At 36.5% G+C, this 22,547-nt stretch carries 25 protein-coding genes; 16 read left to right on the top strand and 9 right to left on the bottom strand.

Annotated features, from left to right (window positions below; translation table 11 throughout):
- Positions 1-2 precede the first annotated feature (2 nt).
- From R2R71_RS01430 to R2R71_RS01415, 4 genes are read left to right on the top strand one after another with little or no spacing between them, the layout of a single operon-like run.
- Positions 3-863: a bestrophin family protein gene (locus R2R71_RS01430; protein ID WP_316829452.1), complete on the top strand. Its 861-nt coding sequence runs from the start codon at positions 3-5 to the stop codon at positions 861-863.
- Positions 863-1,765 carry a histone deacetylase gene (locus R2R71_RS01425; RefSeq protein ID WP_316829451.1) on the top strand — a complete coding sequence of 301 codons (903 nt, stop codon included), beginning with the start codon at positions 863-865 and terminating at the stop codon, positions 1,763-1,765. Before R2R71_RS01430 ends, R2R71_RS01425 begins: the two co-directional genes overlap by 1 nt.
- Positions 1,766-1,788: 23 nt before the next feature.
- Entirely contained in the window at positions 1,789-2,472 is a 684-nt protein-coding gene (locus R2R71_RS01420) for a pseudouridine synthase (protein WP_316829450.1), read from the top strand.
- A 38-nt stretch (positions 2,473-2,510) separates the two neighbouring features.
- Positions 2,511-3,245, top strand: coding sequence for a hypothetical protein (locus R2R71_RS01415; RefSeq protein ID WP_316829449.1), 735 nt, complete (start codon positions 2,511-2,513; stop codon positions 3,243-3,245).
- A gap of 9 nt (positions 3,246-3,254) precedes the next feature.
- On the opposite strand, the gene R2R71_RS01410 is transcribed toward R2R71_RS01415, so the two are convergent.
- From R2R71_RS01410 to R2R71_RS01400, 3 genes are all read right to left on the bottom strand, one after another.
- Positions 3,255-4,625, bottom strand: a complete 1,371-nt coding sequence (locus R2R71_RS01410) for an MATE family efflux transporter (protein ID WP_316829448.1) — start codon at positions 4,623-4,625, stop codon at positions 3,255-3,257.
- A gap of 135 nt (positions 4,626-4,760) precedes the next feature.
- Positions 4,761-5,390: an ATP-binding protein gene (locus tag R2R71_RS01405; RefSeq protein ID WP_316829447.1), complete on the bottom strand. Its 630-nt coding sequence runs from the start codon at positions 5,388-5,390 to the stop codon at positions 4,761-4,763.
- A 9-nt stretch (positions 5,391-5,399) separates the two neighbouring features.
- Entirely contained in the window at positions 5,400-5,885 is a 486-nt protein-coding gene (locus tag R2R71_RS01400) for a DUF4442 domain-containing protein (RefSeq protein WP_316829446.1), read from the bottom strand.
- 79 nt (positions 5,886-5,964) lie between these two features.
- Here R2R71_RS01400 and R2R71_RS01395 point away from each other — a divergent pair, with 79 nt between their 5' ends.
- The 4 genes from R2R71_RS01395 (at position 5,965) to hemF (ending at position 8,968) form a co-directional block, all read left to right on the top strand.
- A complete protein-coding gene (locus R2R71_RS01395; RefSeq protein WP_316829445.1) occupies positions 5,965-6,273 on the top strand; it encodes a phosphoribosylpyrophosphate synthetase in 309 nt (102 codons plus the stop codon).
- A gap of 117 nt (positions 6,274-6,390) precedes the next feature.
- Positions 6,391-6,612: a coproporphyrinogen III oxidase gene (locus R2R71_RS01390; RefSeq protein WP_316829444.1), complete on the top strand. Its 222-nt coding sequence runs from the start codon at positions 6,391-6,393 to the stop codon at positions 6,610-6,612.
- A 103-nt stretch (positions 6,613-6,715) separates the two neighbouring features.
- On the top strand, positions 6,716-7,945 hold the full coding sequence (locus R2R71_RS01385) for an MFS transporter (protein WP_316829443.1): 1,230 nt from the start codon (positions 6,716-6,718) through the stop codon (positions 7,943-7,945).
- Positions 7,946-8,074: 129 nt separating this feature from the next.
- The gene (gene hemF / locus R2R71_RS01380; RefSeq protein ID WP_316829442.1) at positions 8,075-8,968 is read left to right on the top strand and encodes an oxygen-dependent coproporphyrinogen oxidase; all 894 of its coding nucleotides are present in this window, start codon (positions 8,075-8,077) and stop codon (positions 8,966-8,968) included.
- Here the strand turns inward: hemF and R2R71_RS01375 are convergent.
- Both R2R71_RS01375 and R2R71_RS01370 read right to left on the bottom strand, forming a co-directional pair.
- Entirely contained in the window at positions 8,965-9,666 is a 702-nt protein-coding gene (locus R2R71_RS01375; protein WP_316829441.1) for an endonuclease V, read from the bottom strand. The two genes, hemF and R2R71_RS01375, sit on opposite strands and share 4 nt — an antisense overlap.
- 75 nt (positions 9,667-9,741) lie before the next feature.
- Entirely contained in the window at positions 9,742-10,941 is a 1,200-nt protein-coding gene (locus R2R71_RS01370; RefSeq protein ID WP_316829440.1) for a GTP-binding protein, read from the bottom strand.
- 85 nt (positions 10,942-11,026) lie between these two features.
- Between R2R71_RS01370 and R2R71_RS01365 the strand changes: the two genes are divergently transcribed.
- From R2R71_RS01365 to R2R71_RS01335, 7 genes are all read left to right on the top strand, one after another.
- Positions 11,027-11,422 carry a MerC domain-containing protein gene (locus tag R2R71_RS01365; protein ID WP_316829439.1) on the top strand — a complete coding sequence of 132 codons (396 nt, stop codon included), beginning with the start codon at positions 11,027-11,029 and terminating at the stop codon, positions 11,420-11,422.
- A 172-nt stretch (positions 11,423-11,594) separates the two neighbouring features.
- Positions 11,595-12,221: an ABC transporter ATP-binding protein gene (locus R2R71_RS01360; protein ID WP_316829438.1), complete on the top strand. Its 627-nt coding sequence runs from the start codon at positions 11,595-11,597 to the stop codon at positions 12,219-12,221.
- Positions 12,222-13,427 (top strand): ABC transporter permease, encoded by a 1,206-nt coding sequence (locus R2R71_RS01355; RefSeq protein ID WP_316829437.1) that lies wholly within the window; start codon positions 12,222-12,224, stop codon positions 13,425-13,427. It abuts the gene before it with no gap.
- A gap of 1 nt (position 13,428) precedes the next feature.
- On the top strand, positions 13,429-13,890 hold the full coding sequence (locus R2R71_RS01350) for a hypothetical protein (RefSeq protein ID WP_316829436.1): 462 nt from the start codon (positions 13,429-13,431) through the stop codon (positions 13,888-13,890).
- Between the two features lies 1 nt (position 13,891).
- On the top strand, positions 13,892-14,332 hold the full coding sequence (locus R2R71_RS01345) for a hypothetical protein (RefSeq protein WP_316829435.1): 441 nt from the start codon (positions 13,892-13,894) through the stop codon (positions 14,330-14,332).
- Positions 14,329-14,778: a hypothetical protein gene (locus R2R71_RS01340; protein WP_316829434.1), complete on the top strand. Its 450-nt coding sequence runs from the start codon at positions 14,329-14,331 to the stop codon at positions 14,776-14,778. The genes R2R71_RS01345 and R2R71_RS01340 overlap by 4 nt, the downstream gene beginning before the upstream one ends.
- Before the next feature lie 20 nt (positions 14,779-14,798).
- The gene (locus tag R2R71_RS01335; protein WP_316829433.1) at positions 14,799-15,236 is read left to right on the top strand and encodes a Fur family transcriptional regulator; all 438 of its coding nucleotides are present in this window, start codon (positions 14,799-14,801) and stop codon (positions 15,234-15,236) included.
- A 4-nt stretch (positions 15,237-15,240) separates the two neighbouring features.
- On the opposite strand, the gene R2R71_RS01330 is transcribed toward R2R71_RS01335, so the two are convergent.
- From R2R71_RS01330 to gyrA, 4 genes are all read right to left on the bottom strand, one after another.
- Positions 15,241-15,915 carry a GNAT family N-acetyltransferase gene (locus R2R71_RS01330; protein ID WP_316829432.1) on the bottom strand — a complete coding sequence of 225 codons (675 nt, stop codon included), beginning with the start codon at positions 15,913-15,915 and terminating at the stop codon, positions 15,241-15,243.
- Between the two features lie 139 nt (positions 15,916-16,054).
- Positions 16,055-17,200 (bottom strand): tetratricopeptide repeat protein, encoded by a 1,146-nt coding sequence (locus tag R2R71_RS01325; RefSeq protein ID WP_410478186.1) that lies wholly within the window; start codon positions 17,198-17,200, stop codon positions 16,055-16,057.
- A gap of 83 nt (positions 17,201-17,283) precedes the next feature.
- Complete coding sequence (locus tag R2R71_RS01320) at positions 17,284-18,372, bottom strand: tetratricopeptide repeat protein (protein ID WP_316829430.1); 1,089 nt, start codon at positions 18,370-18,372, stop codon at positions 17,284-17,286.
- 30 nt (positions 18,373-18,402) lie between these two features.
- The gene (gene gyrA / locus R2R71_RS01315; RefSeq protein ID WP_316829429.1) at positions 18,403-20,988 is read right to left on the bottom strand and encodes a DNA gyrase subunit A; all 2,586 of its coding nucleotides are present in this window, start codon (positions 20,986-20,988) and stop codon (positions 18,403-18,405) included.
- Positions 20,989-21,312: 324 nt separating this feature from the next.
- Between gyrA and R2R71_RS01310 the strand changes: the two genes are divergently transcribed.
- Complete coding sequence (locus tag R2R71_RS01310; protein ID WP_316829428.1) at positions 21,313-22,524, top strand: TCR/Tet family MFS transporter; 1,212 nt, start codon at positions 21,313-21,315, stop codon at positions 22,522-22,524.
- Positions 22,525-22,547 lie beyond the last annotated feature (23 nt).

Here is a 22,547-nt window from a genome sequence, read left to right as displayed (position 1 = left end):
TCATGATTAATTATAACCCTAAAGATTGGTTTACTTTTATCTTCCACATTCATAAGGCTGATACTTTTAGAAAGTTATGGCCATTGATGCTAAGTGTGGCCGTATTTTCTGCATTTATCTCGTTTCTCGAACTACATGTTTTTAAGCTCTCGAAAAGCGATTATGTAAGTAACATCGGTATGATGCACAGTTTGCTGGGTTTTGTTATTTCAATGCTTCTGGTTTTCAGAACAAACACTTCTTATGATCGTTGGTGGGATGGACGTAAGCTCCTAGGTGCTTTAACCAATGTTAGCCGCAATTTCGCAATGAAGATTAAAGCGTTGAATCTGCCTGATGAAGAAACCCGTTTTTTCGAATATGGTATTCCTAAATATGCTTTCGCTCTAAAGGAACATCTTCGTGAAAAAAAGTATTTCGGCAAAAATAGTTTTCTTATTGAAGTAGAGGCAACAAAGCATATTCCTAATCAGATTGCCAGTAGCATGATTTCCAGGTTGTATCAGTTAACGGCCAAGGGTTTTATTTCGCAGGAGCAACTTATTGTACTCACGAATGATGTTAACCAGTTTACTGATATATGTGGTGGCTGTGAGCGAATTAAAAATACGCCGATTCCATTTTCATACAGCGTTTTTATTAAGAAATTTATCTTCGTATATGTGTTAACTATTCCAATCGGATGGGTGTTTAGTTTAGGTTATTATTTAGTGCTTATTGTTCCTTTTATTCTCTATGTATTAGCGAGTTTGGAGTTAATAGCTGAAGAAATAGAAGACCCATTTGGGGAAGATGCTAATGATCTTCCCGTTGACACGATCTGTAACAATATCGAAAAGCATATTGAGGAGATTTTAAGTTAATGATAAAAATTGCCTGGCATCCATTGTATGCTCATCCGCTTCCTGAAGGCCATCGTTTTCCGATGCTCAAATATGAACTGATTCCTGAGCAATTACTGCATGAAGGAACGATTACACCAGAAAATTTGTTTTTTCCGGAACCGGTTGATGAAGAGACTATTTTGCTAACGCATAATGAAGATTATTGGAAGCAATTGCGTGATTTAACCTTGCCTGCAAAAGAGCAAAGGCGTATTGGATTTCCTTTAAACAGTCAATTGGTTGAACGGGAATTAAGAATTATGCAAGGGACAATTGATGGCGCTTTATCAGCATTAACGGATGGAATAGCTTTTAATGTGGCTGGAGGAACCCATCATTCTGGAAGTAACTGGGGGGAAGGTTTTTGCTTGTTGAATGATCAGGCTGTTGCTGCTAATTACTTGTTAAATAATAAGATAGTTAATCAAATCTTAATTATTGATTTAGATGTTCATCAAGGCAATGGAACAGCTGAAATTTTTAATGATAAGGGAAACGTTTTTACATTTTCAATGCATGGCGATAAAAATTTTCCTTTCAGAAAAGAAATCTCCAGTCTTGATGTGCCTTTGGCTGATGGAGTAGAAGACGATGAATATTTAACCGTACTTGAAGTTAATCTGACCAAGGCTTTAGAGCAGTCTGACCCTGATTTCGTTTTTTATTTGTCAGGCGTTGATGTTTTGTCAACTGATAAATTAGGTAAACTTTCTTTAACCAAGATGGGTTGCAAGGAAAGGGATAGGATGGTCCTTGAGGCTTGTAAACGTAAAAGTTTTCCACTGCAGATTAGCATGGGAGGCGGTTATTCTACGGATATCAAAGACATTGTTGATGCGCATTGTAATACGTACAGGTTGGCTTTTGATTTATTTGATTAATGTAATATCCTTATCTTCGCGGCATGTTGGAGATCATTTATCAGGATGAAAATTTAATAGCCATAAATAAGCCTCATGGTTTACTGGTGCATCAATCATCGATTGCAAGAGATGCTACTGAGTTTGCTTTGCAAATGTTAAGGGACCAGGTTGGGAAGCATGTTAGCCCGGTTCACAGGCTCGATCGGAAAACCAGTGGTATTTTACTTTTTGCTTTTGATAAAGAATCTGAAGTTGCTATGCATCAGCAATTTATGAATGCTGAAACCGATAAAAAATATTTAGCGCTTCTAAGAGGTTTCACACCTGATTCAATGGATATTGATTATCCTCTGGCAAAGGAGAATGGTACGATGCAGGATGCTTTTACATCATTTAAAACCTTACAAAAAGCCGAAATTAATGTCCCTTTCGGAAAGCACCAGACTTCAAGGTATTCATTGGTTGAAGCAAAACCTACAACTGGTCGCATGCATCAGTTGAGACGGCATTTCAGTCACATTCTTCATCCTATCATCGGCGATAGAACACACGGCTGTAATAAGCAGAATAAATTATTTCTGGAACAATGGAATATGACTACTATGTTGCTTCATGCATCTGAGTTGAGTTTTATTCATCCTAAAACTTCAGAAAGAATAGAGTTAAAGGCTGATCTTCATGATGAGTTTAAAAGAGTAATGGATTTTATGAAAATGAAATATTAGCACAATTTTTGTTTTGAAAATCTGTTTATAAGTCATCTATGAATAAATACTTACGTTTAGCTTTCCCTGTTTTAGCACTTTTTGCCAGCAGCTGTTCTTCAGTTTATATGCCTAATGTTCCAAATACCCCAATGCTTAGCCAGCAAGGCGAATTCAGCGGGGGCGGACATATCTCCTTAAAAGGTAATGCAAGTTTAAATGGTGCTTATGCCGTTTCCAATCACGTTGGCGTTCTTTTTAGCGGTTCTATCATGAATAATGAAAGGAAAAGTAAAGATTTCAGCCACAAACTCATTGAAATTGGTGGTGGTTACTTTGATACCTTTGGGCCAGACAATAACCGGATTATAGAAATTTACGGAGGCGTTGGAAAGGGCTGGAGTGATATCACCTTTCGCGATTATAAAAATGATGTTTTGTTAAGTACAGAAGTGCAGAATGTTGATTACAGAAAATCATTTTTGCAGGTAAATTATAGTTCAAAGAGAAAGAATAGCCTGAAATTATTTGGTACAAATTTTCCGATAAACTATGGTACTGCTTTAAGAATCAGTCATGTAAAAATGGATAGGTTCTTCTTGAATAATGTGGTTCAACCTAAAGAGGATAATATTTTCTTTGAACCGATTTTCTTTACCAGGATGGGCTTGAGTAAGAATGTTCAGCTTCAATACACTACAAGTAGTAATATTGGTTTAAAAAAACGTGATTATATGTCGGCTGGCAATTCTATTTTTACAATAGGCGTGGTTGTAAATGTTGGCGGAAAATAAGTTTTATTATTAGCTGAATGCAACTTTACTGTTAAGCGCTTTTGTTTTGTTTTGAAATCTTAAAAACAGCAGGATAGAGGCGGTTAATAGTCCAAAGGTTAAGCCATACCATATGCCGTTTACACCAAGTCCGAAATGGAATCCAAGTAAGTATCCTACCGGAATACCGACAACCCAATAGGCCAGAAATGTAATGAAGGTAGGCATGTTTACGTCACCAATACCTCTGAGGACACCTAAACCAACAACTTGTGTCCCATCAAATAATTGAAAGAAGCCTGCGATAATCAACAATTGAGCTGCAATTTTAACCACTTTTAAATCAGAAGTATAAATAAATGGCATGATGCTGTGTGCAAATACAAATATAATGGCTGTGCAGCTCATGAATAATAAAATTACATGGTAGCTGGCTATTGCAGATTTGCGTAAGTCGTCGAAGTTATTTTTTCCGAAGTTATTCCCGGTTTTTATGGTAGCAGCCGAAGCAATACCACTGGCAATCATATACGTCATAGCAGCCAGGCTAATTGCAATTTGATGTGCAGCCTGTTCGATAGCCCCAATAGTACCAATTAATACGGCAGCACCACTAAAAGCACTGATCTCGAAAGAATATTGCATTGCCACAGGCGCACCAATTTTTATTATTTTGAAAGCCCTGATTTTATCAATATAGGTAGCCTTGAAATTACCAAGGTATTTTTTGAAATTTTCAGACCTTAAAACATAAATTGCCATTACTGTTGCCATTAACAACCTGTCAATTAGTGTGCTTAAACCAACACCGCTAACGCCCATTGATTTAATGCCGAACATTCCTTTTACGAAGATTATGCCAAGGATAATATTGATCGCATTGCCCCAGATAGATACAAACATAGCTTGTTTAGTAAAACCCAATCCTTCGGCAAATTGCTTAAACGTCTGGAAAATTAATAGCGGAATTATCGACACGGAAAGTAATCCCAGATATGGTTTAGCATAAGAAACTACGGCAGGGGTTTGGTCAAGGTGATCAATAATCAGCAGGACACCAAAGTGAACGAAAGCGTAAAGAATAATACCGACAAGGATATTGATAATTAAACTATTTGATAATAGCTTTCCGCATTCCTCGTAATTTTGCCGCCCGTTTTCTTGTGCAATTAATGGTGTTAATCCATATGAAATTCCAAGTCCGATTACCATGACAAGAATGAAGATGCTGTTTACCAGCGAGACAGCGGCAAGTTGTGTGGTATCGGTAAAGTGGCCAACAATTACACTATCAGCCATGTGTACAAGTGTATGCCCAACCTGCGAACCTACGATAGGTAAGGCTAGATGAAGATTTTCTTTATAATAAGGTTTGTATCTGGCGTAAATTTTAGAAAACATAGGTCTGCAAAGGTCGGATTTTTAAACCTCAAAAAAGACAGTTAATCGAAAGTTAATTTATCGGATCGCTCTGCAAACTTCATCCTCATTAAGAATGCTATATAAGTTTAGGTTTTGTATTATGGAGTATGAACGTTATTTCACGGCAGTAAAATACTCTTCCTTTTCGGTGGTATTGGTTTTGATTACATTAGTCAGAATTAAGTTAACCAATATCTTTTGTGCTTTACGGTAAGAACTTCGCAGTAGTTTGCTGAATTCCTTTAGCGTTATTTTTTCGTTGATTTCTAAATATTCAAGTAATTTTTTTTCATTTTCTGAATAAGAAATAAGCACCCCCTTATCCTTATGGTCGCTCTTTAAAACCTCAACAATTATCTTACTTGCGAGGACACTTTTATCATCGATGCGGATATAAGCCCACCATTTTTTCTGCTCATCTAAGGCATAATGAGGCTTTGTGTCGCTTTCGGGGATGTTAACCACGAGTACCAGTTTATCATCAACATATATTTCTTCGAAGAAAGGTTCGATCGCCGGTTTGCAGCATTGGTGTGCAGCAGTAAGAATCATGTATTTCTCTTCTTCTTCTGATTTTACGCCCTTAATCGTACCATCGTCGGCTACACCAATTAAAAGTTTACCTCCCTTGTTATTGGCAAATGCAACCAGGCTTTTGGCAATTTTTTCGGTATTAGTGATGGTTTTTTTGAAATCGAGCATAACCCCTTCACCCTGCAGAATTAAACTTTTAATACTTGGCATAATATCATGTTAATAAGCAACGCGGGGTGTTTCGCCCTGATGCAGGTTTCGGATATAAACTTCGTTCATAACTGTGGCACATAACTCACCGTTTTTATTCGTAATTTCCATCGGATAAGCTTTAACAAACTTTCCGACAGTTTTTAATGCTTCCTCTGCTTCTGCAATCATTTCATCACTCAACTTAATCGTGAAATATAATGCAGAGCGGCCTGGTTTTAAGTATTGTATTGAAGCACTTTTTAGCCATACACGAACTTTAAAACCTCTTCTTTGCATTAACTGGTCAAACAACAAGGCATAAAAAGGGTCGGTTGCAGCGTATATGGTGCCGCCAAATATGGAACCGTTATAATTTTTATTTAAAAAACTCTTACTGATTTTTACTGTACAACTTTTAAAGTCGTTTTCAAATTTCTTAACCCAAATGCGCTGAAAAAGTAAAGGTGGATAAAGGCGCATAACCCATTTCAGGGTGTTTTGAGAAATAATCATATTTACTAATATCAGAAAGTTTTACCACCTTTTAAAGTTTTAGTGATGATGTTTTCGTAATATTTTGGTAAATTGGAATATGCATATTTATGAAACTGTTACAGCAGCTTTAGCTGATTTAGATAGCCGTGGCTATAATCTTGATTTCAATTTAACAACAGAAAGCCTGAAATGTAAGGAAATCGATTTATTCTTAATGCCTGAAGAATTTGAGATAGAGGAGGTATATCGTTTTGAAGGAATGAATGATCCGGCCGATAGTGCTGTTGTTTATGCAATTTCATCGAACGTAGGTAATTTAAAAGGAGTTTTGGTTGATGCTTACGGTGTATATGCCGAAAATGTTTCACCTCAATTGCTAGATAAGCTTAAGATGCATCATGGCTAGCTTTTGGTAACTGATTGTTATTATATAGTTTCTAAGTTCTTTTTATCCGTTTTGACTAAAAATCTAAAACCAAATGATTATAAGGTTGTTAAGACTACAGTTAACAATAAAAAAACTATGAAAAAAATAATCTTAAGTCTTGCTTTCGCTGGCACATTAATGGTAGCCACTTCAGCATGCAATTCGTCGAAAAACATGGCTGGATCATCAGACAGTACAATGACGGATTCTACAACTACCACAACTCCGGCAGCTGACACCACGAAGACGACTACGCCGCCTGACACTTCAAAAACTACAACACCACCCGACACTACAAAGAAAATGCCTCCTATGTAGGCAAATAAAAAGCCACTCTTGTCACAAGAGTGGCTTTATTTTTAATATCTGTTTTAAATATTTGCACTTATTTGTACTTTCAGCAATTAAACCAAATAGTTAAATGGATTCCCAATCAAAAACCAACAACCGTAATGTTATTTTTCTGGTAATTGTGGCCGCCCTAGGCTACTTCGTTGATATTTATGATCTCGTATTATTCTCCGTTGTTCGCGTTCAAAGCCTTACTGAAATAGGTGTATCTGCCGAAAATATGCGTACCGATGGTTTTCTAATTATCAATTCTCAGATGTTTGGCCTTTTGCTTGGTGGTATACTTTGGGGAGTACTTGGCGATAAATTAGGAAGGATCAAGGTGCTTTTCGGATCTATTCTCCTTTATTCACTTGCAAATATTGCAAATGGTTTTGTAAACTCTGTAAACAGTTACGCTATAATCAGGTTTATTGCAGGTGTAGGATTGGCCGGGGAATTAGGTGCTGGAATTACACTGGTAGCCGAAACTATGGATAAAGAAAAACGTGGTTATGGAACCATGATCGTGGGCGCAATTGGTCTTTTAGGCGCAGCAGTTGCTGCTACCGTAGCATCAAAATATACCTGGCAAACTTCTTACTTTGTAGGTGGAGGAATGGGGCTGGTTTTACTTTTGCTTCGTGTTGGCACCTTTGAGTCGGGAATGTTTAAGCACGCAGCCCAAACAGAAGTGTCGAAAGGTAATATCTTTATGCTCTTTAACGATCGAAAAAGGTTTCTCAAATACCTGTATTGTATCTTAATTGGTATACCACTTTGGTTTGTGGTGGGTATTTTAGTAACACTTGCTCCCGAATTTGGTAAAGCATTAGGCGCAACTGAACCACTTAAAGCAGGTACAGGAATTATGTTTACTTATTTTGGTATTGCCATAGGCGATGTTTTTACTGGTCTCTTATCGCAGGTGATTAAGTCGAGGCGGAAAACAGTACTCATTTTTCATCTGCTTTCGGTGGTTAGTGTAATCGTTTATTTAACCAGTTATGGTCTTACCAGCAGTTCATTCATTTGGATTTGCTTGTTCATGGGATTCTGTGTGGGTTATTGGGCAACCTTTGTTACTATCGCATCGGAGCAGTTTGGAACCAATATAAGGGCAACAGTTACCACTACAGCGCCTAATTTTGTCCGTGGTGCTTTAATACCAATTACTTTTATTTTCGAATTTTTTACCGAAAAATATGGTTTAATCCCTGCAGGCTATATCGTTATGGGCATATTAACGGTAATTGCTATTTTCGGACTGAGTCAGTTAAAGGAAAGCTTTAATAAAGATTTAGATTACCTGGAAGAATAGTTACGGCAAGGCACGCGATTATCAAAATAATCCTAAGCTTAATTGTGTCAACAAAATGTACTATCTAAACATAAATAGTCATCACTATCTTATTACCCTTAAATTTGCTTTGTATCAAGAAAGTTCACGATGTTTAAAGAAGAAGTAGCAGAGCGTTATAAGCAAATACAGGATGAAATTTGCAGGGGATTGGAAATTGCCGATGGCAAAGGGAAATTTGAGGAAGAGCTTTGGGAACGGAGTGGTGGCGGAGGTGGACGGACGCGTATTATGCAGAAAGGTGCTATAATTGAAAAAGGCGGTGTAAATTTTTCTGCAGTACACGGTAAATTACCTGAAGCAGTAAAAAAGGCTTTCAATGTAACCGAAGATGATTTTTTCGCAACAGGTGTTTCTATTGTTATTCATCCAAATCATCCGCTGGTACCTATAATTCATATGAACATCAGGTATTTTGAACTTAATGAACAAACACGCTGGTTTGGTGGTGGTATAGACCTAACACCTCATTATGTTTTCGAAAATGATGCCCGTTTCTTTCATCATAAATTAAAGCAAGCCTGTGATGATTTTAATCCGGATTTTTATCCGAAGTTTAAAACGCACGCAGATGACTACTTCTATATCAAACATCGTGAAGAGACACGTGGCATAGGTGGTATTTTTTATGATCGTTTAAAACCTGAAAATACCGACTTGAGCTGGGGAGAGATTTTAGATTTCTCAGCGAATGTTGGCGAGACATTCTTGCCAATCTATACAGAGTTAATCGACCGGAACCGTGAAAAAGAATTTACAGATGTGCAGAAAGAATGGCAATATCTGCGTCGTAGCCGCTATGTAGAATTTAACCTGGTTTATGACTCGGGTACTAAATTTGGATTGGAAACCAACGGAAGAATAGAATCTATTTTAATGAGTTTGCCACCACAGGCGAACTGGGGATATAATATTCAGCCTGAAGTTAACTCAGAGGAGTACAAAACACAGCAGTTTCTTAAAAAAGGAATTAACTGGATTTAAAATAATGTTAGCGGCTGTATGGAAACATAGTAGCCAGCCTTTAATTTTCCTGTTCTAAACTGGTTAACAATATCATGTGCAATTCTTGTAGGTTCGGGAATGCGATATTTACCAATACAATTTTTCATAACAGCTAAACTTTGTTCCTGCGTAATTAAATGCCCGGCTGAAATATATACTGCTTCACAGTTTGCTTTTGTTCTTAAAGCATAGCCTAGCATTTCTCCACCCGAAGTTTTGATTTCAGAGGTACTGTATTTAGTGTTTTCAGGTTGATGGTTTTTACCATACAAAAGGCTTTTTGCACAGCCAATAGTTGTATGGTTGGTGAGCACACCAAAATGAGAAGCAACGCCCATTCTTCTTGGGTGCAAGATTCCATTACCATCTAAAACTAAAATATCTGGTTTTATCGATATTAGTTCCCACGTTTTTAATAAAGCCGGTACTTCTTTAAAACCTAAATAACCAGCTTTATACGGAAATGAAGTTTCGTAATTCGCCAATGCATAGCTTTGTAAAACCATTTGAGGATAACTTAGTACTACAATGCCTGCAAACATTGTAGTACTACCTTTATCGAAAGAAATATCGGCTCCTGCAATCGTGGTGATATTTTTTACTTCCTGAAATTTTAGCTGCTTTGCAAGTTCAATCTGTAAGGCTGTTGCTTCTTCAAATGATAAATGATCGTACATAGCTTGATAACAAGTTAATAACAAAAAGGTTGATCACATACATTAGAAATTTTAAGGTGAAATCTAGCTGATTAGTTATATAACATTTTCGAATGGATTAACAAATTTCTTTCTGCTATGAAAATCAGCTACTTCCGGTACTGTGAGTAAGCACTTTTCCAAATCTGATTTAAGTTGTTCCGTATCCATTTCCTGCCCGATAAATACCAGTTCGTTAATGCTATCACCAAATTGTTCATCCCAATTCTTTCTTATTTCAGTTTCATTTTCCAGGTAATCAGCATATGTTCTTCTTTCGCTTTCTGTCATGCTGGCCCACCAGACACCGGCATGGTCAATTCTTAACGAACCTCCTGCCTGAGAAAAATTAATTGCTGTTTCAGGCATTGCAGCAAGGTAAAAAATACCTTTCGACCTGATAATAGTTTGCGGAAACTGCTCATTTATGTATTTCCATAATCTTTCAGGGTGAAATGGTTTTTTAGAGCGAAAAACGGTCGAACTAATGCCATACTCTTCTGTTTCTGGTTTATGGACTTCCTCAAGTTCTTTTTTCCAACCAGCACCTTCAGCAGCAGCTTCAAAATCGAAAAGATTGGTATTTAAGATAAGCGAAGGGTCTATTTCTCCAAAAAGTGTATTATAAATTTTAGCGCCAGGATTTAACTTTTTGATAAGGGCTTTGAGCACTTTTAAATCCACATCACTAACTAAATCTGTTTTATTCAGCAAAATAACATTAGCAAATTCAATCTGGTCGGTTATTAAATTGACAATAGTTCTTTTATCGCTGTCATCATCAACCATCTGTCTGTCTGCCAGCTTTTCGGCCGAACCGAAATCTTTATAAAAATTGTAGGCATCAACAACGGTAACCATGGTATCCAGCCGACTAAAACGGCTTAAATCGATACCCGATTCCTGACTTACAAAAGAAAAGGTTTGGGCAACAGGTATAGGTTCAGAAATGCCGGTACTTTCTATGATCAAATAGTCAAATCGGTTTTCTAAGGCCAGTTTTTCAACTTCCAATACTAAATCTTCACGTAATGTACAGCAAATACAACCATTACTCATCTCAACGAGTTTCTCATCTGTTTTTGATAGTGTGTGTTGGTTGGTTACCAGATTCGCATCGATATTAATTTCACTCATATCGTTAACAATAACTGCCACTTTTAAATCTTGTTTATTCTTCAATATGCTGTTTAATAGGGTAGTTTTTCCTGCGCCCAGGAATCCGCTTAATACGGTAACGGGTAATTTTTTTATCATTTTAATGCAATTAAGTTGCAAATATATTGAGTATAATTTCAAATGCAACAATATTGCTTTTATATTTGAGCAATTAATTTATTTTATGAAAATACTTCAGTTTAACATTAACCTCGATAGGATAGGGATAACCGCATCAACATTATGCGCTATTCATTGTGCAGCAGTTCCATTTTTAATAACAATTCTTCCAATGTGGGGGCTCGATTTTCTGGCGAACGATTGGATTGAAATCTCTATGATTATCATCTCACTGGTAATAGGAGTATGGTCTTTAAGCGCATCTTTCAGAAAGTCGCATCATAATATTTTACCAATATGTACTTTGATAACCGGATTTGTTTTAATTGCAACAGGTCATTTTTCGGGTATCGATTTTCTCGAGCCTATCTTAATCCCATTGGGAGGTTTTACAATCGCCCTGGCTCATTTTTTAAATTTAAGAATGCTCAAATCTTGCCCTGTAAACCATAAACATTAAGCTTTAGAATTATGCCGAGATATTACAAAGCTACTTTCGTTTCATTTTTAATTTTTATATCTATGATAAACCCTGGCTGTAAACATGCTACCAACAATGGATTGGAAATTTACCGCAGATATGCCGTTAAAAATATAATTATAGTTGATAAAACTGTTTTAAAGAATAGTAAATGATCTCTGTTAAATCTATAAAACATTGCTATTCCAATGGAAATGTTTTAAGCTTTCCGGACTGGGAAATTGCTGATATGGATCAATGGCTGCTGCTAGGCGCTTCTGGAAAGGGAAAAAGCACATTGCTAAATATAATTTCTGGCTTGCTCAAACCAACTGAAGGAGCTGTTTTCATTGATCAAACTAATTTATACCAACTTTCACCAAAAGCTATGGATAAGTTCAGGGGGCAAAAAATTGGTATTGTTTTTCAAAAACCACATTTGATAAAGTCATTAACGGTTATCGAAAATTTGGAATTGGCAAATACAATGGCTGGTTGTGTTGTGGATAAAGATTTCAACACCACTTTACTCGCTGATTTAGGATTAGCTGTAAAACTAAAAAGTTATCCTGATGAATTAAGTGAGGGCCAGCTTCAAAGAGTTTCGGTAGCGAGAGCTTTGGTAAATAAACCCGATATCCTAATTGTTGATGAACCCACCTCGAGCTTAGATGACAAAAATGCTGAGACGGTGATAGAAATGCTTACATCGCAGGCAAAAAGTAATGGTACTGCTTTAATAATCGCCACTCATGATCAGCGTGTTCGCAATTATATTTCGCAATCATATTTACTGTAAATGAATATTTTAAAAATAGCAGGTAAAAACCTTTTCCGTAATAAGTTAACAACATTTTTAAATTGTTTATTGGTTAGTTTTGGAATAGGTATACTATCGATATTGTTTTTGGCTTCAACTCAAATTGGAAATAAACTGGAGCAAAATGGCCGGGATATCGATTTGGTAGTAGGAGCGAAGGGAAGTCCACTCCAATTGATTTTAAGTAGCATTTATCACATCGATTTTCCAACAGGAAATATACCCGCTGAGGATGCACATAAACTTATGGTTAACCCTATGGTGAAAAGAGCCGTTCCGCTTGCACTTGGTGATAACTATAATGGTTTCAGAATAGTTGGAACGGATACCTCTTTTACAGGTCTGTATCAATTACAAATTAGTGCGGGTAAATTCTGGCAAAAAGATTTAGAGGTAACCATTGGTAATAGCGTAGCGTTAGAATCGAAACTTAAAGTTGGCGATACATTTTTTGGAGCCCATGGTTTAACTGGCAATGATGATATACATAAAAGCCATGCATATGTAGTAAAAGGAATTTTAAAGCCTCAGGGAAATGTTACAGATAACCTGATTCTTACCAATATCGGAAGCGTTTATAAAATGCATGAGCCTGTTCATGAAGACGAACACGAACATGCTGAGGAAAATGAAATTAAACCGAAAGAAATCACTTCGATATTAATTCAATACCGTTCGCCAATGTCGGTTATCGCTTTTCCGAGAATGGTTAATAAAAGTACAAATATGCAGGCTGCCTCACCAGCTATGGAAAGCGCAAGATTGTTTTCTTTAATCGGCGTAGGCGTTGATACTTTGAAATGGTTTGCGTTATTAATTATGCTTATTTCAGCACTAAGCATTTTTATAAGCCTTTTCAATTCAATGAAAGAAAGAAAATACGATTTGGCAATTATGCGCTGTTTGGGCGCATCGAAAATGAAATTATTCTTTTTAGTTATGTTGGAGGGACTTATTGTGACTGTTACAGGTGCAATTACAGGCCTGATGATTGGTCACCTGGCGCTTGAGGTGATTAGTCTATACCAGGAATCATCGCAGGCAAAACTTACTGGTAATTTGTTCAGTATCGAAGAGGCATATTTAATCATTGCTGGATTTGTTATTGGTATTATTGCTTCACTATTGCCTGCATTACAGGTTTATAAAGTAGATATTGCGAAAACACTAAGTAAAGAGCGATAATATGAGCAGTATTAATCTCAAAAAAATAAAGCGCTTTTTGCTAATTTTCTTCTTATTTGGGATCGTCAATAAAAATGTCGCACAAGTAAAGGTACATACCGATATGCGAACAGCAAACTGGAACATTATTGGCTTGCGGTACGATAAGGAACTAACACCGGGTAAATGGGGCAGTGTATACCCAGCAGCACTAAAGGCTTTAAACAATAAGGTTATTACTTTGCCAGGTTATATGATTCCGACCAGGGTTGGTAGCAGGTTTAATGATTTTATGTTTTCAATTGTTCCTGTCGAATCTTGTCCGTTTTGTGGTACCGGAGACATTCCTTCGATGGTTCAGGTTAAGGCTTTAAAGCCTATTCCAATAACGGAGAAACCGATTAAACTTAGCGGAATTTTTATCATCAACGATTCTGGTGATGACCGAAGTGAGTTTTTCTTGTTAAATGCTAAACAACTTTAAAATGGGAAAAAGATTATTGATTTTGATTTTCTTGTCTTTGTTTTGGTTAAAATCAAAAGCACAGGTTCAGGTGCATACCGAAATGCGAACAGTTTACTGGAACTTGATCGGTTTGAGATACGAAAAACAAATTAAACCTTTAGAGTGGAAAAGTATTTTTCCTGCAGAACTAAAAGCCATTAATAACAAAACAATTGAGCTTCCTGGCTTCATTATCCCTACAAAAGTAGGTAATAAGTTCTCTGAATTTATGCTCTCAGTTGTTCCTATCGAATCATGCCCCTTTTGTGGTTCGGGAGATATTCCCTCGATGGTTGAAGTTAAGATGCTAAATCCACTATTGTGGACCAATAAGCCTATAAAATTAAGAGGCAAATTGATTATTAATGATTCAGGTGATAAACGTTCTGAGTTTTTTCTTGTAAACGCCGTTCAACTATGAGGTATTTCTTTGTTTTTCTATTCATATTCGTTGGTTTTAACGTATTCGGTCAAGCGCAGAAACATAATCCCAACGACCAGATATTCTCTTTAAACTGGGATATTATCGGTTCAGTGAAATTTGAGTTAACTGAAAAAAATCAATTGCTTCCAATTTTTTCAGACGTTATAAAACGATTCGAGAATAAGGAGTTTGATTTAAAGGGCTACCTTATTCCTATAAAAAGCGGCCAGAAACAGCAAAAATTCCTGCTGGCTACCTTGCCTATAAATCAATGTTATTTTTGCGGACAGAATGGTGTTCCGGTTATGATAATGATAGAAATGGAGAGTGCGGTTACCTTCACCGACAAACCAATTAAGGTTAAAGGGATTCTAAAACTTGAACAAAAAGATGCCAGTTACGCACCCCCAATATCCATTAAAAATGCCAAACTCATCATTTAATTGTTTATTTTTGTATAACCATGAAAGATGATTCAAATCGTTTCGATAACCTTTTAATAAAAAACGGTTTAAAAAGAACTGCACCCAGATTGCAAGTGCTTGATATTTTAAGCCGGAGAGATTCTGCTACTTCACAACCATACCTCGAACAGGTGATGGGGAAGGAGGTAGACAGGGTAACGCTTTATCGTGTTTTAAAAGCTTTCGAAGAAAAAGGAATTATTCATAAAGTTCTTGATAACCACGGAACGGCAAACTATGCAATATGCTCAGGTAATTGTAATGCACACGAGCATCATGATGAACATGTACATTTTAATTGTAATAATTGCCAAAAAGTTTACTGCCTTGACAGTGTTAAAATACCTGCATTTAAAGTACCTTCAGGTTTTAAAGTTGAAGGCATAAATTTAATAGCCAGTGGTATTTGTGCTGCATGTGCAGATAAAGTAAACTAACTTTTTACCTTGAGATCACATAGGCGGTCATTTCAGTTCTAAACTTAAAGCCAACTTTTTCGTATAATTTTATTGCAGCTAAATTATCACTTTTAACGTGAAGGAATGGAATCTGATTATTTAGTATAATTCTTTTAACCTGTTCATTCATAATACTTTTACTATAACCTTTTCCTAAATAATCAGGATGCGTACAAACCGCACTGATTTCCATATAAGGCGCCGGATTAAAACGGTTTCCAGCCATCGATATTAATTTTTCTCCATCAAAAATCCCGGTATAGTTACCTAAATCTATAGTTCTAGATTTGAAGGGACCTGGTTTAGTTAAATCTACGAGTGCAATCATTTCCTGGACGTGGTTTTCATTTAAATCAAAATAGTCTGAACTTTCTTCAGGAAATTTTACGCTATCGTAAACCATTTGATGCATATCTATGTGTGTAATCAATTTCCATTTTTCTGGAATTTGAAGTTGTTCAATTGAAAAAACAATGAACAGATTTCCATCAACTGAATTTTTATACAACTCGTTTAAATCTTCTGCAGAATTATTTTTTAATCCAGCAAACGATGCAATATCTTCAAGATAGTGATTCGTTTGCCCGAAAGATTTGGCAAATTTGTGGTGAGCGGTAGCTAAAGAATTGTATATCGGATTATCTAAAATATGTTTCATTAAATTGCTAGATTTCAGCTCAAATATATCTAATCAGACAGATTTTTTGAGTTTATAATTAATGACTTATAATTAATATTATGTTAAGTTGTGTTTTCTGATGTCTGTCCCCTTCATAAGTCTTTATTCAATTTTATCGCTAAAGCTCCTGTAATTTTCTTCTCAATTCCTGCACTTTACTTTGTGCATTTTTACGGGTGTAAATTTCGATCAGCAACTGAACAGTTTGCTTATCATTAGGATTGATTTCGTTAGCACGTAACAAAGCAAACTGTGCCCGGTTAATTAGTGAACTATATTGAGTGTTTTTATCAGCATCGGTTTTCTTTAACGTATCATTTGCAGTATTTACGTAAGCTAAACCTAACTGATATAAAGCATCGAAGTAATTCTGGTCGTTAGATAACGCTTTGTTATAAGCTAGAATTGCTGTTGCGTTATTTCCACCAACTTGCTGTAAATAACCATATAGAAAGAATAATAGTTTGTTTCCTTTCTCCACTTTCAGGTTATTTTCAATTAAGCCCTGGGCTTTGCTATAATTCTCTGTATCCAATAATAGATTAATGTAATCATTTGTTAATGTATGATTGTAAGCATTTAAGGCAAGTCCTTCTTCTAAAACCTTAATAGCGTTTGCATTATCTGATTTTGCTACGTATAGCTGAGCCATTTTCTGAAATACCGCCGGATTGCGAATACTGTCATCCTTTGCTCTTTTAAAGTATTTTAGGGATTCGTCGTATTGCTGAACATTTTGAGCACAAATCGCAGTATTTAACGCCAAAGTTGAATCTGCCGGGAATTTATCGCTTACTTCACGAAGATCTTCCAGTGCTTCTCTAAAATCGTTTTCGAAATAGGCAAGGTTACCCCTCTCCTGTTTTTTGATTAAGATATTGTGTTCAGAAGCTTTAATCAGCCCTGACGGATCTTCATATTTATCTAAACTTTTTGCCTTTTTTACCGCTACAACTGCTGTATCGAAGTATTTAAATGACGCTGTTTTATCGGTTTCAATAATTGATGCATAAGAAGTTAAATAAGATTTAATGGCCCATGTTTCCGGCCAGTTCTTCGTCTTATTATCTTTCTCTGCCGATTCAATTGATTTTAAGCCTTCAGTAATAATGCCAAGTTGCTTTTTCGAATCTTCTTTACCTGAAAATGATGCTTGTAACTTACCAACTGCATTACGGGCAATTAACATTTGGCTCTTTTGAGCTGAAGCATTAAGCGATAAAGTAATTAAAACGGCAATTAAAAATTTAGACAAGTTGTGCATAGCATTTTATTTTGTGATGTTGTAAAAATAGGCATAAAAAAAAAAGCCCCGAAATTTCAGGGCTTTTTTTTGTGTTAACCAAACTATTGTTTTGGCAAAGCATCTAAGCGCTTTTTAATTTCATCGTAGTTTTTAGTGTCGTTTTTGAAAGCATATATTGTTTTCAAAGTTTCCAGAGCACCAGCATTTTTAGCATCTATATCTAATGCTTTTTTATAATATGGAACCGATTTATCTAATAAACCGTTCATTTTAGCAGTTACTTCGTTAAACTCTTTAACTTTTTTGCCATCAATTTTATTACGCTCGTTCTGAAGTTTTAAAGCCTGAGAAAAATAAACATTACCTAATAACAGCTGGTAAGTTGCATTGTTCGGCTCCTTAGTAGCTAAAGTGTTAAGCATTTGCTCTGATTTAGCAGCATCACCTTTATCGATATAAATTTGTGTTTCAGTTTTAATGAAATTAGCTTCATCAGGGAATTTAGTAGAAGCTTCTTTAATTAAAGCCAAAGCTGCTGTAGTATCTTTTTGTTGCTTTAAAGTAATGTCGATGATTTCAGCATACAAATCTTTCGATTGAGGAGAATTCAAGCCAATTACTTTTTTAAACTGCTGAACAGTGTTCGGATAATCACCAAGTGTTCTGGCAGCAATACCTGCGTTTAAATACATCGATGTATCTGAAGGATTAATTACTGTTGCCTGTACAAATTTGCCATAAGCTGTTTTGTAATCTTTTTTGTTGTAAGCAACAACGCCAGCATTTCTAACGGCATTAGCAATATTCGTTTCTGCTAAATTGATGTTTTCCTTTTCAGCACCTTTCGTATCTAAGGTTTTAGCTTGGGCAGCGGCATCAATAGCAATTTTTAAATTAGCATCAGCATTTTGTGCATTTGCAGTATCAACTAAAGCAATAGCTGAAGATAATAATGCACGGTACGACCATGCTTCAGGCATAATCTTAGATTTTTCGTCAGCAATTGCTTTATCGGTGTGCGCTAAAGCTGCAGATAGTGTTTCTATTTTTTTTGCCAAAGGAACAGAAGCGCTTTGCCCTGTTATCTGGAAAATTCCCCAGGCTTTTTTTGCCTCGTTTACTTCACTTTTCTGAGCAAATGCAAAGCTTACTACACCTGCTAAAATTATACTTAGAATTACTCTTTTCATAAAATTTTTATTCTGTTCTTATTTATTGGATTAATTTTCGTCTTCAGTTTCAGTATCAGGTTCATCATCCTCAGTTTCTTCTGCATCAGCAGCTGGATCGGCTTCTAATTCTTCACCATCAACTACTACGTTTTCTAAGTCAGCTGTTTCTTCCTCATCTTCCTCGTGGTCAATTTTGGTTACTGATGCAATTTCATCTTCACCTTTTAAAGATATTAAACGAACACCTTGCGTAGCACGTCCCATAACTCTTAAAGCTGAAACAGGAATTCTGATTACGATACCCGAACGGTTGATAATCATTAAGTCTTCACTGTCAGTAACGTCTTTAATAGAAACCAATTGTCCGGTTTTTTCTGTAACGTTAATTGTTTTTACACCCTTACCTCCACGGTTAGTTACACGGTAGTCTTCGATGTCGGTACGTTTTCCGTAACCTTTTTCTGATACCACTAGCACTGTAACTTCCGGATTGTTAACAGCAATCATGCCAACAACTTCATCCTTATCATGTGCAAGCCTTACACCACGTACACCTGTAGCAGTTCTACCCATCGGACGAACTGTGCTTTCGTTGAAACGAATAGCCCTTCCTGAGCGTAAAGCCATAACAATTTCACTCGATCCGTTAGTTAAACATGCCTCTAAAAGCACATCTCCTTCATTGATATTTATCGCATTAATACCATTTACGCGTGGGCGAGAATAAGCCTCGAGAGAAGTTTTCTTAATCGTACCCTGTTTAGTACACATTATGATAAAATTGTTCTCTAAGTACTCCTGGTCTTTAAGGTTTTTAACTTTAATATACGCTTTGATTTTTTCCTCTTTCGGTATATTAATTATGTTTTGAATTGCCCTTCCCTTGCTTGTGCGTGTTCCTTCAGGAATTTCATAAACACGTAACCAGAAACATCTTCCCGCTTCGGTAAAGAATAGCATATAGTTGTGGTTAGTGGCAACCAGCATGTGCTCAATAAAATCTTCATTTCTTGAGTTACTACCTTTCGAACCTTTGCCACCTCTGCCCTGTGCCCTGAATTCTGTCGCTGGAGTACGTTTTACATATCCTTCGTGAGAAATTGTGATTACAACTTCTTCATCATCGATGAAATCTTCCATGCTCATATCTTCTGCAGAATGAACAATCGTTGTTTTACGCTCATCGCCAAATTTTTGCTTAACCTCTTCCAGCTCATCTTTGATAATCTTCATACGCAAACTTTCGTCGGCTAAAATAGATTTCAAATATTCGATGGTTTTCATCAGTTCAGCATATTCTTCTTTAATCTTATCACGCTCTAGTCCTGTTAAACGACGGAGCGTCATATCTAAGATTGCTCTTGCCTGGATATCACTTAATCCGAATTTTTCCATTAAACCAACACGGGCCTCTTCAGGTGTTTCTGAAGCACGGATTAACTTAATTACTTCATCCAGGTGATCTAATGCAATCAGATAACCTTCTAATATATGGGCACGCTTTTCGGCTTCTGCCAATTCATATTTCGTTCTTCGAATAACTACATCATGGCGGTGATCAACAAAATGCACAATTAAATCTTTAAGATTTAGCATTTGCGGACGACCTTTAACCAGCGCAATATTATTTACACTGAACGAAGTTTGCAGTGCAGTATATTTATAGAGGTTATTTAAAACGATTGATGCGTTGGCATCGCGTTTAATTTCATAAACAATGCGGATACCGTCTTTATTCGATTCATCTTTAATGTTCGAAATACCCTCCAGTTTTTTCTCGCCAACTAATTCAGCTGTACGCTCAATCATTTGTGCTTTGTTTACCTGGTAAGGAATTTCGGTAACAATGATAACTTCACGCTCTTTTAAGTTTTCAATTTCGGCTTTTGCACGCATAACAATACGCCCACGTCCGGTTTCGAAAGCTTCCTTAACGCCATTATAACCATAAATAATACCACCGGTAGGGAAATCAGGCGCTTTTACAAACTTCATTAGTTCCTCTACAGTGATATCCTTATTGTCGATGTAGTTTACAATACCATCTATACACTCCGTTAAATTGTGTGGAGCCATATTTGTGGCCATACCAACAGCAATACCCGATGAACCGTTAACTAAAAGGTTAGGGATTTTTGAAGGTAAAACTGTAGGTTCCTGTTCAGTATCATCGAAGTTAAACTGAAAATCAACGGTATCTTTATTGATATCAGCAACCATTTCTTCAGCAAGTTTGCTAAATCTTGCTTCGGTATAACGCATTGCAGCAGGCGAATCTCCGTCAATGTGCCCGAAGTTACCTTGCCCGTCAACCATTGGATAACGTAAACTCCAATCCTGAGCCATACGTACCATTGTAAAATATACTGAAGCATCACCATGTGGGTGATATTTACCCAGAACCTCTCCCACAATACGGGCAGATTTTTTATAAGGTTTACCACTGGTAACGCCTAAGCCCAACATACCATATAGCACACGGCGGTGTACAGGTTTTAATCCATCGCGTACATCAGGTAAAGCCCTCGATACAATTACCGACATTGAATAATCAATGTAGGCCGATTTCATTTGTTCCTCTATATTAATTGGAATGATCTTGTCGTTTTGCTGATTTTCTAAATCTTCTGCCATAAATTATTTTTTCGCCTATAAAGCGATATTTCAAAAAGGTATTATTATAACCTTGCGAATTTAGCAAAAATATGCCGAAATAAGGCATTGTGGAAAAGTTTTGGGCTTATGCGGGTGTTTTCTGGTGTCACATTTTTTTTATGTTCCTGTAGTGGTGTTTAAACGATTTTTATTTGGTTTGCATTTTGTAAACTTTTCTATATTGATGAATGCACTCAATCTAAAATAGTTAGGTTAATTTCTGGTTTTTAATGTAACTCTAATCCTATTAGCTAATCAGCAAAATCAATTAAAATTATATTTTTGTACATAACCTAAAAGCTAATGGCAAAGCAAAAACAATCGGCGATGATTTTTATTATGATTACGCTGTTAATAGATTGTACCGGATTCGGAATTATTATACCGGTTTTACCTAACCTCATCAAAGAATTTACCGGTGGCGATACAAGTGTTGCTGCAGATTATGGAGGTTATTTAATGGTCGCATTTGCATTGCCCCAGTTTATATTTTCGCCAATACTGGGTGGCTTAAGCGATAAATATGGGCGCCGACCTATTTTACTGTTCTCCTTATTTGGCTTAGGGATGGATTATTTGTTCTTATCTTTTGCACCATCCGTTTTCTGGTTTTTTATAGGCAGAATTATAGCAGGGATTACCGGAGCAAGTTTTACTACCGGAATGGCATACATTGCAGATATTTCAACGCCTGAAAAGAAAGCGCAGAATTTTGGTTTGGTTGGTGCGGCATTTGGCCTGGGCTTTATTTTAGGCTCTGTAGGTGGTGGCTTGCTAAGCAATTTTGGATTACGTGTACCTTTTATGGTGGCTGCAGGTTTATCATTAATTAACTGGTTGTACGGCTATTTTATATTGCCCGAATCTTTAGCAAAAGAAAAAAGAAGAGATTTCTCTTGGAAAAGGGCAAATCCGGTCGGGTCTTTTATAAATGCTTCAAAATATCCGGCTATTCTAGGTTTATTGGCTACTTTGCTCCTCCTGTATGTTGCTAGTCATTCTGTACAGTCTAACTGGTCATACTATGTAATAGAGAAATTCCAGTGGTCGCCTACTATGATTGGTTATTCCTTAGGTGTTGTTGGTATTACCGTGGCCATTGTTCAGGGAGGTTTAATCCGTTTAATTATTCCTAAAATAGGAAACCGAAAAGCCATTTATACGGGGCTTTCTCTTTATGTAGTAGGCTTTATCTGTTTCGCGTTTGCTGCTAATGGCTTAATGATGATGCTATTTATAATTCCATATTGTTTGGCCGGAATTGGTGGGCCAGCCATGCAAAGCATAATATCCAACCAGGTTCCGGAAAATGCCCAGGGTGAAATTCAAGGGATTACCACCAGTTTGCAAAGTTTAGCGGCCATAATAGGACCTTTCCTCGCTAGCCATATTTTTGTTTACTTTATCCAGGATGGAACACCATTTTATTTCCCGGGTGCACCTTTCATTTTTAGCGCCTTCTTGACTTTAATAGGTTTATTTATTGCGATCAGGGCTTTAAGGAAATATCATTAATTAATCCCTGTTTATAAATTGAC

It is taken from the genome of Pedobacter aquatilis (assembly GCF_032678405.1).
Taxonomy (GTDB): Bacteria; Bacteroidota; Bacteroidia; order Sphingobacteriales; family Sphingobacteriaceae; genus Pedobacter; species Pedobacter aquatilis_A.
Note: the sequence above shows the minus strand (reverse complement) of the source record. Positions and strands in the feature narration are given on the sequence as shown.

What these genes read in the sequence shown, in the direction of transcription:
- R2R71_RS01390 (WP_316829444.1), top strand. Translation starts at nt 6,391, where the DNA reads ATGAAAAAAATAATCTTAAGTCTTGCTTTCGCTGGCACATTAATGGTA.
- R2R71_RS01370 (WP_316829440.1), bottom strand. Translation starts at nt 10,941, where the DNA reads ATGATAAAAAAATTACCCGTTACCGTATTAAGCGGATTCCTGGGCGCA.
- R2R71_RS01360 (WP_316829438.1), top strand. Translation starts at nt 11,595, where the DNA reads ATGATCTCTGTTAAATCTATAAAACATTGCTATTCCAATGGAAATGTT.
- R2R71_RS01320 (WP_316829430.1), bottom strand. Translation starts at nt 18,372, where the DNA reads ATGAAAAGAGTAATTCTAAGTATAATTTTAGCAGGTGTAGTAAGCTTT.
- R2R71_RS01430 (WP_316829452.1), top strand. Translation starts at nt 3, where the DNA reads ATGATTAATTATAACCCTAAAGATTGGTTTACTTTTATCTTCCACATT.
- R2R71_RS01310 (WP_316829428.1), top strand. Translation starts at nt 21,313, where the DNA reads ATGGCAAAGCAAAAACAATCGGCGATGATTTTTATTATGATTACGCTG.
- R2R71_RS01425 (WP_316829451.1), top strand. Translation starts at nt 863, where the DNA reads ATGATAAAAATTGCCTGGCATCCATTGTATGCTCATCCGCTTCCTGAA.
- R2R71_RS01420 (WP_316829450.1), top strand. Translation starts at nt 1,789, where the DNA reads ATGTTGGAGATCATTTATCAGGATGAAAATTTAATAGCCATAAATAAG.
- R2R71_RS01345 (WP_316829435.1), top strand. Translation starts at nt 13,892, where the DNA reads ATGGGAAAAAGATTATTGATTTTGATTTTCTTGTCTTTGTTTTGGTTA.
- R2R71_RS01340 (WP_316829434.1), top strand. Translation starts at nt 14,329, where the DNA reads ATGAGGTATTTCTTTGTTTTTCTATTCATATTCGTTGGTTTTAACGTA.
- R2R71_RS01385 (WP_316829443.1), top strand. Translation starts at nt 6,716, where the DNA reads ATGGATTCCCAATCAAAAACCAACAACCGTAATGTTATTTTTCTGGTA.
- R2R71_RS01330 (WP_316829432.1), bottom strand. Translation starts at nt 15,915, where the DNA reads ATGAAACATATTTTAGATAATCCGATATACAATTCTTTAGCTACCGCT.
- R2R71_RS01405 (WP_316829447.1), bottom strand. Translation starts at nt 5,390, where the DNA reads ATGCCAAGTATTAAAAGTTTAATTCTGCAGGGTGAAGGGGTTATGCTC.
- R2R71_RS01410 (WP_316829448.1), bottom strand. Translation starts at nt 4,625, where the DNA reads ATGTTTTCTAAAATTTACGCCAGATACAAACCTTATTATAAAGAAAAT.
- R2R71_RS01350 (WP_316829436.1), top strand. Translation starts at nt 13,429, where the DNA reads ATGAGCAGTATTAATCTCAAAAAAATAAAGCGCTTTTTGCTAATTTTC.
- gyrA (WP_316829429.1), bottom strand. Translation starts at nt 20,988, where the DNA reads ATGGCAGAAGATTTAGAAAATCAGCAAAACGACAAGATCATTCCAATT.
- R2R71_RS01355 (WP_316829437.1), top strand. Translation starts at nt 12,222, where the DNA reads ATGAATATTTTAAAAATAGCAGGTAAAAACCTTTTCCGTAATAAGTTA.
- R2R71_RS01400 (WP_316829446.1), bottom strand. Translation starts at nt 5,885, where the DNA reads ATGATTATTTCTCAAAACACCCTGAAATGGGTTATGCGCCTTTATCCA.
- R2R71_RS01415 (WP_316829449.1), top strand. Translation starts at nt 2,511, where the DNA reads ATGAATAAATACTTACGTTTAGCTTTCCCTGTTTTAGCACTTTTTGCC.
- R2R71_RS01365 (WP_316829439.1), top strand. Translation starts at nt 11,027, where the DNA reads ATGAAAATACTTCAGTTTAACATTAACCTCGATAGGATAGGGATAACC.
- R2R71_RS01375 (WP_316829441.1), bottom strand. Translation starts at nt 9,666, where the DNA reads ATGTACGATCATTTATCATTTGAAGAAGCAACAGCCTTACAGATTGAA.
- hemF (WP_316829442.1), top strand. Translation starts at nt 8,075, where the DNA reads ATGTTTAAAGAAGAAGTAGCAGAGCGTTATAAGCAAATACAGGATGAA.
- R2R71_RS01325 (WP_410478186.1), bottom strand. Translation starts at nt 17,200, where the DNA reads ATGCACAACTTGTCTAAATTTTTAATTGCCGTTTTAATTACTTTATCG.
- R2R71_RS01395 (WP_316829445.1), top strand. Translation starts at nt 5,965, where the DNA reads ATGCATATTTATGAAACTGTTACAGCAGCTTTAGCTGATTTAGATAGC.
- R2R71_RS01335 (WP_316829433.1), top strand. Translation starts at nt 14,799, where the DNA reads ATGAAAGATGATTCAAATCGTTTCGATAACCTTTTAATAAAAAACGGT.